The sequence below is a fragment of the Polynucleobacter sp. MWH-UH24A genome, from assembly GCF_018687475.1.
Classification (GTDB): Bacteria; Pseudomonadota; Gammaproteobacteria; order Burkholderiales; family Burkholderiaceae; genus Polynucleobacter.
In genome coordinates this window covers 1,114,810-1,129,971 of the sequence record NZ_CP061292.1, presented here as the reverse complement: position 1 = coordinate 1,129,971, position 15,162 = coordinate 1,114,810, and the positions used below count along the sequence as shown (strand labels likewise).

The window sequence follows — 15,162 nt, the reverse complement described above, 5'->3', positions numbered from 1 at the left end:
TTGGTGCGAATGCAATCCAATGTCAGCGCTGGGACAAGAGCGTTCGATTGATTGCTGGACTTTTTCAAGGCTTAGGCTGTTAGTCGTTTCATCAGTCTGCTTAAAATAGCCTGATTCAGATCAAACACTGGGAGTGGCATATGGCTTCAAACGGACCAACCGTTGCAGAGTATGTGGTCAATCGCTTAGCCGATTTAGGAATAGATCGGGTCTTCGGGGTACCGGGTGACTACTCCTTTCCATTTGATGATGCGATTGAGGCATGCGAGCGGGTCGAATGGATTGTGTGCGCCAATGAGCTAAACGCTGCCTATGCTGCCGATGGCTATGCCCGAATTCAAGGAGCCGCTATCTTATCAACCACCTATGGGGTGGGGGAGTTGAGCGCCATCAATGGCGTGATGGGTGCCAAAGCCCAGCGCTTACCAGTGTTTCATATCGTTGGTGCGCCTAGTACTCAAATCCAACGTCAGGGCTTAATTACCCATCACACCTTGGGTGACGGGGTGTATAACAACTTTCGTCATCTTTCAGAGGCGGCCTGTTGCGTATCGGCCTATCTCACGCCAGATAATGCGATCGCCGAGATGGAGCGTGTGATTCGAGAGGCCTTGCGACAAAGCGCACCAGCTTACATCACAGTTCCCATGGATCTTGCCAAAATGCCGGTGATTGGTAAGCCCGTCAAGGGAATCCTATTGGCTAATATTGAGCGGGCTTGTAGCGACCCCGTTGCACTGGACGCTGCGATTAATTTCATTATTACTAAGATCGAAGCGAGTAAGAACGTTGTGGCATTGCCTACTCATTTACTTGCACGGTATGGAGTCATCGCAAATGCCATCGAGTTTTTTAACCGAAGCAAGATTCCGTTTGCGTGCTCGCCGATGGACAAGGGCACTCTTTCTGAGGCGCACCCAGGCTATCTAGGTATTTATAACGGCGCAGGCTCGAGCCCCAGTCAAGTGAAAGAAATTGTGGAGAGCGCCGACCTGGTGCTGGATATTGGCGGGGTTATTTTTGAGGATTTCAATACCACCTTTTGGTCCGATGCCATCGCATCATCAAAGCAACTCATCATTGGCGATCAGTTTGTGCGCAAGGGTAACACCATCTTTACGGGCGTGGTATTAAATGATGTTTTACAGGGTGTAACTCAGAGAATCAAAGCACGTCCTCAGCCAAGCCCCCTCAATCAGGCCGCAACCCCTGTGGATGCAAAACCATCCGATCCAACCACCTCCGCCAATTTTTATCCCCGTCTACATGCGTTGCTAAAGAGCGGTGATATCTTAGTCGTTGAAACCGGAACTTGCGTTTTGTACACCACGCCAATGCGCTTACCCGATGGAGTTGGTTTCCAGACTCAAACCCTGTGGGGCTCGATTGGATGGGCTACCCCAGCAGCCGAGGGAATTTGCATGGCCAATACTAAAGGCCGAACCATCTTGGTCACAGGTGATGGCTCCCATCAACTCACTGCTAATGAAATCGGAGTGATGGGACGCTACGGAATCAAGCCCATCATTTTTGTATTAAACAATGGCATCTATGGAGTCGAGAACGTATTAAGTGAGATTGGTCCATCCTATGACAATCTAGCTCAATGGAACTACGCACAAATTCCGGGGGCGATGGGTTGCCATACTTGGTTCACGGCGCGCGTGAGCACCGTGGCAGAGTTAGACGCCGCGATTCAGAAAGCCAACACGAGCGATTGCGCCTCATATATCGAAGTGATGATTCCTGCTTCTGAGAGTCAGCCACTGCCAGAGACAGTACAAAACCAAATCTACAAAACCAATATTCCAGGAAGGTCAGCATGACATCATCGAACCGTCGCCAATTTCTACAAACCTCTGCTTTGGGTGTCGCTGCCTCCGTTACTGGAGGTTCAGCACTAGCGCAGACTAGCAATGCATGCACTAAAGCCGTTGCCGAAGCGAAGGCACAGGACGCAAAAACTATTCAGGCATCGACTGCGAGTTGGAATGATGGGCTAGCGCATCCCATTCCATATAAGAACCCTCCGGGTAAGGGCAAGGATCGTGCACTCGTATTGGGTGGTGGCTCGGAGTATATGAGTTCATTCTTGGTGGGGTATTTTCATGCCATGCTAAGTAACGGTGTTAACCTGCGCCTAGCCGATATTGTGGTTGGATCCTCTGCGGGTGCATTACTGGGAAGTGCGTTATTAGGAGGACGCCTTGACCTATTCTCTGCAGAATTCAATCTGCTAGCCGATTACCCCAAAATGATGGCTAAGTTTGTACCAACCAATAAGTTCTCACCCAGTCAAGAGCGCGTCATGAAAATGGGTATAGCGGCCAAGGATGGTAGTCCAGCAACTATTCAGGCGATTGGGCATGCAGCGATGGCAGCCAAATCAATCCCACAGGATAAGTTTGAGATGAACATCAAAGTATTTCTGGGCGATCTAAAAACGATACCACCCAAGATGTACATCACGACAATTGATTGCTACACCGGTGAGCGCTTAGTGATTGCCCCAGACTCGGGCGTGCCAGTTGCAACTGCGGTTGCCGCCAGTGCATCTGCTCCCGGCGTCACCGGGCCGACCTGGGTGAAAGATCGTGTTTGTATGGATGGCACGATTGGCTCGACAGAGACCCATTGCGATGTGGTCGCCGGTTCAAAGCGTGCCTTAGTCTTTGCTTTGGCCGATACGATTGCCCAAGAGAAGGCGGGCTTACGTCTTAATCATTTGCCCAACACCATCTTGCAAGAGGTAAAAGATTTAGAAGCCGGTGGGACCAAAACGAAATTAGTTGTGGTTGGAATGTTGCCAGGTCGTAAAACTCTGAGTGTGGTGGATCCTGGCATCATGGCTCCTGCGATTAAGTTTGGCTACGATCGCGGTATGCAAGATCTCCCAGAGATGAAAAAGTTCTGGGCCTAATAAACGATCGCTAGTATTACAGTAGTGCGCCGCGCGCTGCAATCGGCCAGATGGCCTCGACCCGATCTCCACGAATCGCGATTAACTCATCGTACAGATTAACGGTCGGGTCGCAATGCCCCGGCACGAGCATCACATAGTCGCCAAGCTTTAGGGTGCTGTCGGGCGTAAGCTCCAGAACCCCATGCTCATCGGAGGCCTTTAGGTACTTGGCATCGGTGCGCTGCCAAACCACTGGCATCCCAGAGTCAACACTCGATGCTTTCAGGCCAGCATCGACCACCGCACGATTGGCATTCGGGTGACTAAGAACAGCAGTTTTAACAAATAAGGCATGCTCAAAGGGCAGGTCGCTAGGATCGCGTTGATTAGTAGCGTAATCACGATCCATCAAGATATAGGACCCCGCTTGCACTTCATTAAATAGCTTGGAGTGACTCTCGAGCATGACCGAGCCAGTCCCCGCACCCGAGATCCGCTCCACCGCAATCCCCACACCCTCAATCGCCGCTTTAGCCGCCGCCGCTTTGGCGCACACCTTTGCAATGGCTTGTTGGCGCTCTTCGGGCAATCGATAGTGCTGGGCACTACCGTGATAACACTGTAGGCCCATAAAGTTTAAGTAGGGCGCAGCAGTAATTTGTTGAGCCATTGCCACTGCGCGCTCAATCGATGCTACGCCGCAGCGACCCATGCCCACATCAATTTCAAGATAGACATCAATCGTCACTTGACGCGCTGCGCTAGCACGTGCAAAGGCACTGATTTGATCTTCGTGATCCACGAGCACCCCAATACGTGCGCGCGCAGCTAAGTCAAGGGCATGCGCTACTTTTTTCTGACCCACCACTTGATTGGTAATGAAGATATCCGATACACCCGCATCGACAAAGACTGCTGCCTCACTAACTTTCTGGCAACAAATGCCCACTGCGCCTAACTCAATTTGACGCAAGGCAATCTCAGGGCACTTATGACTCTTGGCATGAGGGCGCAATCGCACACCGGCCCTCGAGACCGCATCTTGTAGCAGCTTCATATTGCGCTCAAATGCATCAAGATCCAGAACTAAAGCCGGAGTATCAACCTGATCAATATGATCGCCTACGCGTGCTGCTTTCCAGGGTGCCATGTCTCTCTATTCTTTATCAAATCGCATTCACGCAATCGCGTGATGCGTTATGAACTCATTCTAGATCAGATAAAACCGTGCAATCAAAGTAATAAATACTGTAATTTTGTCTAATATAATTTACATTCTTAATCTATTGTCAAAAAACTTAATCTCATGAAATCAAGCTCTTCCAATCCTTTTCATCGTGGCTTACAGGTAATTTTGGTCGCCTCTAGCTGTATGGTGATTGGTACGGCATCAGCCAATGCCGATAATCCGATTCCCACCGTAGCCGACCAATGGCGTGTTGAAGTAAGCCCTTATGTCTGGGCCCCAGGCATCAAAGGCACGATGGGTTTTGATAATGGCTTGGCACGATCTGCCGACTTTAATTCGAGTAATGTTCTTAGTAATCTCAAATCAGGTGGCATGATTGCTGCAGAAGCGCACTACGGCAAGTGGGGAATCATGGGTGATTTGGTTTCGGCAACCCTCCAGCATTCAGGTTCGATTCCGGTTGCAGGGGGCGCTGCTACCGTTGCTGACAAAATTACTCTGCAACAAACCATCTTGACCGGTGCAGCAACGTATACCTTTGTGAACACCAAGAATACGTATGTGGATGGATTGCTCGGTGTTCGTGCGATCGACGTGACTGCAACCTTAAATGGTAATTTAGTGGGTACCTCAGAGAAAGAAACGATTTCGAAGACCACCTCGACCGTTGATCCGATTATTGGTGCTAAAGGACGCTATCGCTTAGCCGATTCAAGCTGGTATGTCCCGTTCTATGGCGATATTGGTAGCGGTGGCGGTACCACGAATGTCACATGGCAAGCCATGATTGGTGTGGGCAAATCCTTTGGTAAGTTAATTGATGCCTCATTGAGCTATCGTGCCTTGTACTACGATATGAAAGCCGGCGGTGTATTGCAAAAGACTACCATGCAAGGCCCTCAACTTGCGATTACCTTCAAGTTTTGATTCCTGAGACCAATTTATGAAAACCAAAAAAATCGTTAGCGCCATTCTCTTCTCGGGATTTTTATCGGGGACTGCAATCGCACAACAGGCCGCACCTAGCCCATCGACTGGCCCAGCAAAGGGAATAGACACGGTTGATATTGCTAAAAAATTAGCAAACCCGATTGCAAACATGATCTCGGTGCAAACCCAGTATCAGTACAGTCGTGGGGTGGGCGTGAACCAAGCCGGCTCGGAGCAAAGTTTGTTATTCCAGCCGGTCTTGCCATTTGACTTAGGCGGTGGCGATACTTTTATTGTGCGACCCATTGTGGCTGGCGTTCGTGAAATCAATGTGCAAGGCACGAGTGGCTCGTCATTTACCGGTTCTGGTATCGCCAGCGTTACCGTCGAATCCTTTTATGCACCGAATACCAACTCCTCATGGATCTGGGGTGTTGGTCCCTACGCCATTTCGCCATCAGGCAATAGTGGTAAGTTTGGTTCGCAACAAACGGGTGCTGGTGTGACCGGTGTCGTACTTAATCGTCAAGGCCCATGGACCTATGGCTTACTCGCTTATCAATCGTGGGAAGTGGGCGGCAATCCCGCCTTCGGCACTCAAAATAATCTCTACGGTCAGCCCTTTGTTGCCTACACCAATAAACAGGCATGGACTTTCTCAACGAATATGGAAGCGCTTTATAACTACGATACTCGCCGTACCTCTAATCCGCTCTATGCAGGAGTCTCAAAAGTGGTGGTGATTGATGGTTTGCCATTTTCCTTTAGCGCTGGCCCAATGTATTACGTGAGTAATACACCCGGCGGTCCATCCGGATGGGGTGCTAGAGCAACTGTGACCCTAATTATTTTGAAGTGATTTCTCTTATATATACCTAGCGTAATTATTTCTTCAGGTTTCTTATGATCAAACTATTTTCTATTCTGGTAGTCAGTGCTCTATTCATCGCTCCAATTTCGGTAGTGCATGCCAATCCACCCATGCCCGCGTTTTATGCCGATGTTATGAAAATGAAACCCGAAGGTAAATTGGGTCAAGTCATCAAACAAGAGAAGATTGATACCTCGATCAAGGGTGCGCAGGCCTGGAGGATTGCTTACATTTCATCGGATGTTGCCGGTCGTAGGACCATCTCCACTGGCGTGATTATGGCACCCGTTGGGCCTGCTCCAAAGGAAGGAAGACCCATTTTGGCTTGGGCTCACGGTACCACTGGCTCTGCGCAAAATTGCGGTCCATCGCAAATTATTGATCCAACCCGTGCACTGAATCAGTATTTCTTAATGGATGGAAATTCCTGGACCGACTTTGGGATCCCTAATGGGCAGGAGTTTATTAATCAAGGTTATGTCGTTGTAGCCACTGATTATCAAGGCCTTGGCGGTGGTGGGAAGCATCAGTATGCCGTTGCGCAAACGAATGGTCGCGATGCCATCAACTCAGCGCGCGCCGCCAGCTCCATGAAAGAAGTGGGCGCGGGTAAAAAGACCGTGATCTATGGCTGGTCTCAGGGTGGTGGTGCCACGATCGCAGCAGCGAGCCTTCCTGAGTATCAGTCTCAAAAGGGTACTGCGGCCGATGATTTGCAATACCTCGGATTTGTGGCTTTGGCACCAGATGATGTCGCCGTGATGTTGCCGAATATTCCTAAGGACGAAGCGGCTGCAAAAAAACTCATGAATGGATTTACGCAAGCCAACGTTCCCAACATATTTTTGTTTGCCCATTACGTGATGGGGTTATGGGGTACTCAGGCTGCTTTTCCAGATTTGAAGTTAACCGACATGTTGACTACTGAGGGTGCAAACGTTGTTGAGAAGCTCGCCATGAATAAATGCGTTCATGTGCTAGCTGATTCGTTTAACTATGCCTATGGCGACAACTATAAGTCGCTCTTAAAGCCTGAGCCAAGTAATACACTGGCATGGCTTAAAGCATTTGTCGATGGTAGTGTCAAGCCAGTAAAACCTGTGGCACCGGTCATTATTTATTGGGGCACCAAGGATACCGCGGTTCCTCCCATCATGCACGAGCTCTATCAAAAGCAGATGTGTGCAAAGGGCGCGAATGTTGCGCGTATCCAATTACCTGGAGAGCAAACGCACTTTGCGACTCCGGGTGTTTCAGCCCCAATGTATCTTGAGTGGGTGAAAGATCGTATTGCGGGCAAGCCCTTGGCCAATGCCTGCCCCAAAAGCTAAGGGATCGCTCATGATGTCATCGAAACCCTTGCTTATCATGGTGAGGGTTTAGTTTCTCAACTTACTTATTTATTACTATGCAACGTCGAACCTTTCTAAAAACATCTGCCTTGGCTGCACCTGCAGTCGCAAGTGCTTTCTATGGATCTACTGCTCAGGCTCAAGGCTTTGCTCAAAAAGCTCAGCAGATCTCAGAGAAGATCTTTGCAAATGACGGCCTGTCGATTCCCATTGCGACGACCCCAACGGTTTCTCCCTTCGCAAAAGGCCTCGACCGTACGCTAGTCTTAGGTGGTGGTGGGGAGTATTACATTGCCTGGTACTGCGGGTTCTTTCATGGTTTATTGGAGGCTGGCCTTGACATGGCAGGCTTGCCTCAAATGGTCGTGGGAACCTCAGCGGGTTCGTACATGGGTTCATCGCTGTTGTCAGGACACTTCAAACGTCTTCGTACGGAAATGGATTTCTTTGGCGAGTTCCCCAAGATTTTTGCCAAGCTCGCCCCGACAACAAATCCCAATACAAGTCAGCTCAGAGCAATAGAAATTAATATGAGTGCGACCGATGGCAGCATTGAGACACGTCAGGTAATCGGACGCGCCGCACTAGCAGCGGATAACCGCATAAATGGCTCCCGTGTTGAAGCACTCGCAGCATTGCTCACTGGCGATAGTAAAACGGATTGGCCAACACCCAAAATGTTTACGACAGCGATTGATTGCTATACCGGTGAACGGCTAATCGTAGGTCAAGCCAATGCTCGTAAGAATAAGATTCCCTTAGCTCACGCCGTCGCAGCAAGCAGCTCGCTACCCGGAATCGTGGGGCCTACCTTGCTAGGTCAGCGCTACGGTATGGATGGTGGGATGTGCTCTAACCCAGCCCATGTCGATGTAGTGGCTGGATCAAAACGTGCTCTAGTCATTACTCTGACCGATGGGGTGACCGGTCCTATTTTGACGAAGATTCCGCATCCAATGGCACAAAACATCAAGGACATTGAAAGTGTGGGCACGAAAGTGAAGTGGATTGTGGCTGGCGCGCCAGACGGAATTAATCTAACCGATCCTCGTCAGATCCAACCTGCGCTGAAAGCAGGGTATGAGCGTGCCAAGAAGGAAGCAGCTCAAATCAGGGCTTTTTGGGCTTAGTCGCTTTTGTTAACAAAGTGTCACTTGTATTTTGTATGATTTGATTTCAACCGCTTGTTTTTGTATGTCTTTATTTAGAAAGATCCAATGACCTTGCTTAGAAAAATACTCACCATTGCTCTCATGGGCTCCGCCTCTTTCGCCTTTGCTAAAGGCAATGCCGATACCATTTTTTATGGTGGCCCGATTGTGACCGTCAACCAGAAAAATGATGAGGTCCAAGCCTTAGCAGTTCAGGGTGGCAAGATTGTGGCGGTGGGCAATAAAGATACGGTCATGAAAGACTGGCAATCCAAAACGACGCAGATGGTCGATCTCAAGGGTCAAACCTTAATGCCAGGGTTTGTTGAGCCTCACGTTCATATCTTGATTACCTCGGTCTTTGAGGGCTTGGGACTCAATCTCAGTAATTTCACCTTACCGTATGACACTAAAGAGACCTTAATTGCCAAGATGAGGGCGCATCTGAAGAATATTCCGAAGGGTGGTTGGCTGTTTGGCTTTGGAGTGGACCCATCGCGTACTTCACCTTTTATGGCAGAGCTGAATGCCGATGACCTCGATAAAGTGTCGAAGGATGTACCAATCTTTATCGTTAACCAGTCTGGTCACATTGGCTACGTCAATCGCAAAGCCCTTGAGCTCGCTGGTGTGACCGATAAAACCCCAAATCCCAAAGGTGGGGGCATTTATGTGAAAGATGCCAGCGGTAAGCTGACTGGTAAGTTGGTTGAGCCGCCATCGTACTTGCCATTCATGGCCAAAATGCCCAACCCCTCTGAAGCCGAGTTAATTGGCGCCATATTGGGAACGATGCGCAAAATGGCATCGGTTGGTGTCACCACTGCTTCAGAGATGAGCGTGGGAGGTAATTTTGGAGTCGATCAAGAAATCGCGATTTACAAAGGGATCTTTGCTAAAAACCTGTCACCCATTCGGGTTCGGGGTTATCTCTTTAGCGAATCGATGCCGCCAGGCTACAAAACCATTAAACCAAACGAAGGTGATGATCGTTTGCGATTTATCGGAATCAAATACATCTCAGACGGTTCAACCCAAGGCTTAACTGCAGCACTGCGCGAGCCCTATACCTATCCAAAAGGAAGTTCTTGGAGCGGAGCACTTAATTTCAAAGACGATGAGATCTACAACTCGATGAAGTCATACTTTGATCAAGGTTGGCAAATCTCAACCCATTCCAATGGTGATAAGGCCATTGATCAAACCCTCAAAAGTTATACCAAACTCTTGGCGAACAATCCAAAGCCACAAGATCGCCGTCTACGTATTGAGCATTTCACGGTGAACCATCCAGAACAAGTTAAGCAAACCGTGAAACTCGGGGTGATTCCAAGTTTTACGATTGGTCACGTCGACTATTGGGGCTCGGCTTTTCATAACCACATCATCGGTGAGAAGCGTGCCAACCGTATTGATCCCGCTGCAGAGATCAAGCGCGCAGGTGGCAAGTTCACATTGCATAGCGATACACCAGTTTCTAATGTTGGTCCGCTGAACTACATTACCGAGTCGGTCACGCGAATGTGGCAATTGCCGCCCACCAAGGTTTTAGGTCCTGATCAAGCCATTTCAGTGGACGATGCGATTCGAGCAGTTACCATTGATGCGGCTTATCAGATCTTCGCCGATCAATTGGTTGGTAGCTTAGAGCTTGGTAAGCAGGCTGATTTGGTGATTCTGGAAAAGAATCCACGTAAAACCAAGCCCGAAGAGATCCGCAACATCAAAGTGATCTCGACCTGGATCGATGGTAAGCAGGTTAGCCTAAAGTAAGCACCAGAAAGATCAATTGAGCTTTTGATGGATTAGCACCGAACGCAAATTTTTCTTCGGTGCTATCGTTATCACTCCGTCATAAAGAGTGATTTGCCATGAGTTATGAGCTTGTTTGGTTTAAGCGCGATCTGCGTTGGGAGGATCATGCTGCCTTAGCTCATGCCGCACGTCGTGGACCGGTTCGCTGCATCTATATTGTTGAGCCAGGCCTCTGGCAGCAAGCCGATATGGCTTTGGGCCATTTTGGATTTATTACCGAGTCTTTAATTGACCTCGATGCAGAACTCCGAAAGCAGGGCGGTGGTCTTGAGGTGTTCACCGGCGATGTAATCGAGATTCTCGATAAAGTCTGGCAACACCATCCTTTTACTGGGCTGCATTCGCATGAAGAGACCGGTAATCAATGGACCTATGATCGCGATCGACGCATAGGACGTTGGTGCCGCGATCATCACATTCCGTGGCATGAGTACCCACAGTTTGGTGTGGTGCGACGCCTAAAGAGCCGAAATGCGTGGCAGGCAGCGTGGGAGCGTCAGATGGCAAGCCCACCAGAAACAGTTCCACCACTCGCATTCTGGAATCACTCGATACCACCCTTGCCAGTAATCAATCCTCCAGCGCATCTTCAACATGATCCACCACGGCGTCAGCGAGGCGGTCGTAGCCTTGCACTCAAAACCTTGGATAACTTTTTGATGCATCGCAGTCAGCGTTATCGGGGCGGTATCTCATCGCCTGTTACTGCCCCACAGGCATGTTCGCGTATCTCCACCTACCTGGCCTATGGTTGCCTAAGCATGCGCGAGGTCGTGAGTCGTACACGGTCAATGATCACTGAAGAGGGGATTTCAGTAAGACAAAAGGCAGGCTTACGGGCGTTTCTGAGCCGTTTGTATTGGCACTGCCATTTCATTCAAAAGCTTGAGAGCGAGCCTGAGATTGAATGGCGCAATATGCACCGTGGTTACGATGGTCTGCGTGAGAATGACTTTAATTATGAACACTTTGAGGCATTGAAAGCAGCGCGAACTGGTTGGCCAATGGTTGATGCGTGTGTGGTGATGTTGCGCGAGACCGGTTGGCTCAATTTTCGGATGCGCGCGATGCTGGTCTCGGTCGCTGCTTACCCCCTATGGCTGCATTGGCGCCCCGTGGGCGAATGGCTAGCCACCCAATTTTTGGATTACGAACCGGGGATTCATTGGAGCCAACTGCAAATGCAATCGGGTACCACCGGAATCAACACCACCCGGGTCTATAACCCGATTAAACAAGCCATGGATCATGATCCTACTGGCGAGTTTGTGCGCACCTGGTTACCAGCAATGCGCAAAGTGCCAGATACCTATCTTTTTGAGCCCTGGAATATGCCCCAAGCTTTGCAAGAGCAATTTGGTATTCGGGTGGGCTTTGAGATTCCCTTGCCGATTGTGGATTTGGCGATTGCCACCAAAGAGGCCAAGTCACGGCTTTATGGACGCCGACAGCTTGCTGAAGTCCGAATCGCTAAACAGGCAGTCCTAGAAAAGCACGGCTCTCGCAAGACCATGCATCGGACTCGGGCAAAGGCTGCCCCAGAGAAGGCGCAACTGGGCTTTGACTTTTAACGAGCGCCACAAAATAGCATGACGATCAGTGAGGGTGATCGACCTCCTGCATGAACAGATGGATTTTGGTATGCTGGTTTCATCATTTTGGAAGCTTCCCATGAAACCTACCCGCATCCCAACAGCCTTATTGAGTAGCTTGTTGCTTGTAATATCCAGCCCAGCTTTGGCTACCGTTAGCAGCGATCCAATCGCTAAAAATTGCATTGCCCAGCAACTGCGCAATCATCAAAACGTGAAGAACAAAAGCCTCGAGGCCAGTGACTTTAATAATTACTGCACGTGTGTGGCACGCGTGGTGCGTAATTTGGCCAATGATCATCAATTAAGTGAACTCAATACACTAACCAATCAAGCCAAGCCGGAGTGGCTCAAAGCGATTGAGCGTAATGCTCAAAAGCAATGCATGGTCGATCCCAACGCTAAGCTGCAATCGACTTAAAGCATTATCGTGGGCTGTTCGATCTATTGGTTTAGAGCAGACCTGCGTCTTCTGGATAATCCCCAATTTGTAAACGCCTGCCAACACTCAGAAAGTCTCTTACCGGTTTTTATATTTCCTTCACAAGAGCAAACACTATGGGGATTTGAGCGAGCAAGTAAGCAACGCGCTCTATGGCTGCACCAGAACCTTCGTGATTTACAAAAATCACTAGAAGAGAAGGGCTCAACACTACTCGTTCTAGAGGGCGAGCCAAAGAATGTCTTGCCAGCACTTTGCATAGAGGTCGGTGCCGATGTCATTTATTGTGAGGCAATCGCCGCTCCCGAAGAGCAATCCGATATTTTGGAGCTGCAAAGAGCAGGACTAACCATCAATACCCAGTGGCAATCAACAATGCTCGATCCAAAAACTCTGGGCATGGATGTTCAAGAGCTACCCGATGTCTTTACTAACTTTCGACAGGCGGTCGAAAAACGTCGACTGCGATACGCTGAGCCGGTTGCTAGACCCCAATCAATTCCGCCCTTACCAGCCAAGCTAACAAAGCAAGACCCGATTTCAGAGCTTACAACCTCGCTCTTCGTAAACGGCGGTGAGTCCCAAGCGCTGACCCACCTTGAGCAATACTGTGAACGACGCTTGCCAGACTCCTATAAAGAGACCCGTAATGCCTTAAGTCAATTTGATGCGTCCAGTAAGTTTTCACCTTGGTTAGCAGTCGGATCAATCTCCGCACGCACGATTGCAAAACGGATCCATCGCTATGAGGATCGGTATGGGGCCAATGATGGCAGCTATTGGCTTTGGTTTGAGCTCTTGTGGCGTGATTACTTTCGCTTTCTGATGCTGAAATATGGCAAGCGCTTATTTAGTCCGAAGGGATTGAGTCAGCGAACACCGAATACTGTTGACCCCGAACTCTTTACACAGTGGTCTACTGGGACGACGGGAGTTGATTTGATCGATGCGGGGATGCGCGAGTTAGCCGTCACGGGTTTTCTATCCAATCGCATGCGCCAAATTGTGGCGAGTCACTGGGTCTATGCGATGAACGGTAACTGGCAGGTGGGCGCAGCCTGGTTTGAGTCCTGCCTGATTGACTATGATGTGTATAGCAATCAAGGCAACTGGCTATATGTGGCGGGTCATGGCACTGACCCACGGGGTGGTAGAGCCTTTAATGTCGCCAATCAAATTGCGCAATATGATGCAGACGGTTCTTATCGAAAACGCTGGTTGGATTAAATGATTTCTACTAAAAAACGGGTTGCCATCATCGGTGCGGGTATTGCTGGACTCTCCTGCGCCGGGGAGCTAGAAGCCCATGGCTTTGCAGTCACACTCTTTGACAAGAGTAAAGGCGTGGGTGGTCGCATGAGCCATCGCTACTTTGGCGATTGGGAAGCCGATCATGGTGCCCAGTACTTCACGGCGCGCGATGCTCTATTCAAGGAAGAAGTTGCTCAGTGGGTACAAGCCGAAGTCGCCAAACCATGGTCAGGTCGGATTGTGACCTTCAGTCAAGGCAATACCATTGATAAACCATCGGATGCAACGCGCTATGTCGGCATTCCAGCAATGACCTCCCCTGCGAAGTATTTAGCAAACCGCCTACAGGTACTAACGCAACATACGGTGGTGGATGTGCATCGTATCAATGATCTCTGGAAGATCACGACCAAAGAACACGGTCAAATCCCTGAGGCATTTGAATACCTCGTACTCGCGATTACGTCGGTGCAAGCTGAACGCTTAATTGGCAAATACTCTGCCAACTTAAAAGCGATTTGCCAGGAAGTAGTGATGCTGCCCTGTTGGACACTGCTTGCCTATCTGAAAGAGCCTCTTCATTTAGCATTCGATGGCGCGTTTGTGGAAGGCAGTGTGTTCTCTTGGTTGGCGCGTGATAACTCCAAACCCAATCGCCCCGTGTATGAGACCTGGGTAGCGCAAGCCAGTCACGCATGGTCTGCGGCGCACGTCGATCACACCCAGTTTGAGATCGAACCCATCTTGATTAAAGGATTTCAGGAACTCACTGGAGTGGAGCCCGATTTACACCAAAGCCATTTGTGGCGTTACGCCAAACTCGAGCAGCCCAATGAGCGTGAGTTTGCCCTTGATCCATCCATTGCGGTGGGGATGTGTGGCGATTGGTTGAAGAACTCGACCGTTGAGGGTGCTTGGCTGAGTGGCTATCGCTTGGCACAGCAACTAAAGCAGACCCTCTAATTACCAGGGAATCACTTCGCCACTGTAAGACCGAAACGTTCCAGAGTCCTCGGTATTGACTTTCAGTAGAACGGCTAAGATTTCATTGGCGGCTTGCTGAGGGTCACGACCAATTTCTTCACCCCGAAACGGTTTGGATAAATTGGAGTTCACAGTACCCGGATGGATGGCAATCAAAGCAACTCTAGGCATGGTACGTTTGAGTTCGATCGCAGCGGTTTTAATCAGCATATTAAGTGCCGCTTTAGAAGAGCGATAGCTATACCAACCCCCTAAACGGTTATCGCTAATGCTGCCCACCTTGGCTGACAGCGTGGCATAAATACCACCCGCAGGATTTAAGAGCTTTGTGAACTGACTAATCGTCAGTGCAGGCCCAATTGCATTCACTAAAAACTGTTCTTGGAGCTGCGCCGCACGCAGATCCGCTAAGCGCTTTTCGGGGGACACGTTCTGATTGTGCAAAACCCCGATGGTATTAATAATCAGATCAAAGGGCCGGTGGGCTGCTAGTGCTTCGGCTGCTGTGGCGATTGTGCTTGGGTCAGCGTAATCAATGGATGGTATCGATCCTCGATGGATTCCCATCACCTCAGCACAGTTGGAATGCATTTGGAGAGTAGAGACCAGGGCGGAGCCGATGGTCCCCGATGAGCCAATGACAAGCGCCCGAAACGGTTTCTGGAGGAGGGTCATGCGAGCTG

Annotated in this window: 13 protein-coding genes; 11 read left to right on the top strand and 2 right to left on the bottom strand. The window is 49.7% G+C overall.

The genetic code is table 11. From position 1 onward, the window contains the following. Positions 1-140 precede the first annotated feature (140 nt). Positions 141-1,826, top strand: a complete 1,686-nt coding sequence (locus ICV32_RS05950; protein WP_215368771.1) for an alpha-keto acid decarboxylase family protein — start codon at positions 141-143, stop codon at positions 1,824-1,826. Beyond that, a complete protein-coding gene (locus ICV32_RS05945; protein WP_215368764.1) occupies positions 1,823-2,920 on the top strand; it encodes a patatin-like phospholipase family protein in 1,098 nt (365 codons plus the stop codon). Before ICV32_RS05950 ends, ICV32_RS05945 begins: the two co-directional genes overlap by 4 nt. 16 nt (positions 2,921-2,936) lie before the next feature. Here the strand turns inward: ICV32_RS05945 and ICV32_RS05940 are convergent, their stop codons facing one another. Beyond that, positions 2,937-4,052, bottom strand: a complete 1,116-nt coding sequence (locus ICV32_RS05940; RefSeq protein WP_215368762.1) for a DSD1 family PLP-dependent enzyme — start codon at positions 4,050-4,052, stop codon at positions 2,937-2,939. Between the two features lie 156 nt (positions 4,053-4,208). Here ICV32_RS05940 and ICV32_RS05935 point away from each other — a divergent pair, with 156 nt between their 5' ends. From ICV32_RS05935 to ICV32_RS05895, 9 genes are all read left to right on the top strand, one after another. Then, positions 4,209-5,018 (top strand): hypothetical protein, encoded by an 810-nt coding sequence (locus ICV32_RS05935; RefSeq protein ID WP_215368760.1) that lies wholly within the window; start codon positions 4,209-4,211, stop codon positions 5,016-5,018. 16 nt (positions 5,019-5,034) lie between these two features. Further along, complete coding sequence (locus tag ICV32_RS05930) at positions 5,035-5,880, top strand: hypothetical protein (RefSeq protein WP_215368758.1); 846 nt, start codon at positions 5,035-5,037, stop codon at positions 5,878-5,880. Positions 5,881-5,924: 44 nt separating this feature from the next. Beyond that, positions 5,925-7,223: a lipase family protein gene (locus ICV32_RS05925; protein ID WP_215368756.1), complete on the top strand. Its 1,299-nt coding sequence runs from the start codon at positions 5,925-5,927 to the stop codon at positions 7,221-7,223. A gap of 77 nt (positions 7,224-7,300) precedes the next feature. After that, positions 7,301-8,374: a patatin-like phospholipase family protein gene (locus ICV32_RS05920; RefSeq protein WP_215368747.1), complete on the top strand. Its 1,074-nt coding sequence runs from the start codon at positions 7,301-7,303 to the stop codon at positions 8,372-8,374. Positions 8,375-8,461: 87 nt separating this feature from the next. Next, positions 8,462-10,168: an amidohydrolase gene (locus ICV32_RS05915; RefSeq protein ID WP_215368745.1), complete on the top strand. Its 1,707-nt coding sequence runs from the start codon at positions 8,462-8,464 to the stop codon at positions 10,166-10,168. A gap of 98 nt (positions 10,169-10,266) precedes the next feature. Beyond that, on the top strand, positions 10,267-11,781 hold the full coding sequence (locus ICV32_RS05910) for a cryptochrome/deoxyribodipyrimidine photo-lyase family protein (RefSeq protein WP_215368742.1): 1,515 nt from the start codon (positions 10,267-10,269) through the stop codon (positions 11,779-11,781). A 100-nt stretch (positions 11,782-11,881) separates the two neighbouring features. Continuing rightward, complete coding sequence (locus ICV32_RS05905; RefSeq protein ID WP_215368741.1) at positions 11,882-12,223, top strand: hypothetical protein; 342 nt, start codon at positions 11,882-11,884, stop codon at positions 12,221-12,223. A gap of 9 nt (positions 12,224-12,232) precedes the next feature. Next, positions 12,233-13,471, top strand: coding sequence for a DASH family cryptochrome (locus ICV32_RS05900; protein WP_215368738.1), 1,239 nt, complete (start codon positions 12,233-12,235; stop codon positions 13,469-13,471). Then, on the top strand, positions 13,472-14,458 hold the full coding sequence (locus ICV32_RS05895; protein WP_215368727.1) for an NAD(P)/FAD-dependent oxidoreductase: 987 nt from the start codon (positions 13,472-13,474) through the stop codon (positions 14,456-14,458). It begins immediately after the preceding gene. Here the strand turns inward: ICV32_RS05895 and ICV32_RS05890 are convergent, their stop codons facing one another. Further along, positions 14,459-15,154, bottom strand: coding sequence for an SDR family NAD(P)-dependent oxidoreductase (locus ICV32_RS05890; protein ID WP_215368725.1), 696 nt, complete (start codon positions 15,152-15,154; stop codon positions 14,459-14,461). Positions 15,155-15,162 lie beyond the last annotated feature (8 nt).

Coding starts and splice junctions, on each gene's coding strand:
- ICV32_RS05895 (WP_215368727.1), top strand. CDS start 13,472: ATGATTTCTACTAAAAAACGGGTTGCCATCATCGGTGCGGGTATTGCT.
- ICV32_RS05905 (WP_215368741.1), top strand. CDS start 11,882: ATGAAACCTACCCGCATCCCAACAGCCTTATTGAGTAGCTTGTTGCTT.
- ICV32_RS05950 (WP_215368771.1), top strand. CDS start 141: ATGGCTTCAAACGGACCAACCGTTGCAGAGTATGTGGTCAATCGCTTA.
- ICV32_RS05940 (WP_215368762.1), bottom strand. CDS start 4,052: ATGGCACCCTGGAAAGCAGCACGCGTAGGCGATCATATTGATCAGGTT.
- ICV32_RS05945 (WP_215368764.1), top strand. CDS start 1,823: ATGACATCATCGAACCGTCGCCAATTTCTACAAACCTCTGCTTTGGGT.
- ICV32_RS05925 (WP_215368756.1), top strand. CDS start 5,925: ATGATCAAACTATTTTCTATTCTGGTAGTCAGTGCTCTATTCATCGCT.
- ICV32_RS05920 (WP_215368747.1), top strand. CDS start 7,301: ATGCAACGTCGAACCTTTCTAAAAACATCTGCCTTGGCTGCACCTGCA.
- ICV32_RS05910 (WP_215368742.1), top strand. CDS start 10,267: ATGAGTTATGAGCTTGTTTGGTTTAAGCGCGATCTGCGTTGGGAGGAT.
- ICV32_RS05935 (WP_215368760.1), top strand. CDS start 4,209: ATGAAATCAAGCTCTTCCAATCCTTTTCATCGTGGCTTACAGGTAATT.
- ICV32_RS05930 (WP_215368758.1), top strand. CDS start 5,035: ATGAAAACCAAAAAAATCGTTAGCGCCATTCTCTTCTCGGGATTTTTA.
- ICV32_RS05915 (WP_215368745.1), top strand. CDS start 8,462: ATGACCTTGCTTAGAAAAATACTCACCATTGCTCTCATGGGCTCCGCC.
- ICV32_RS05890 (WP_215368725.1), bottom strand. CDS start 15,154: ATGACCCTCCTCCAGAAACCGTTTCGGGCGCTTGTCATTGGCTCATCG.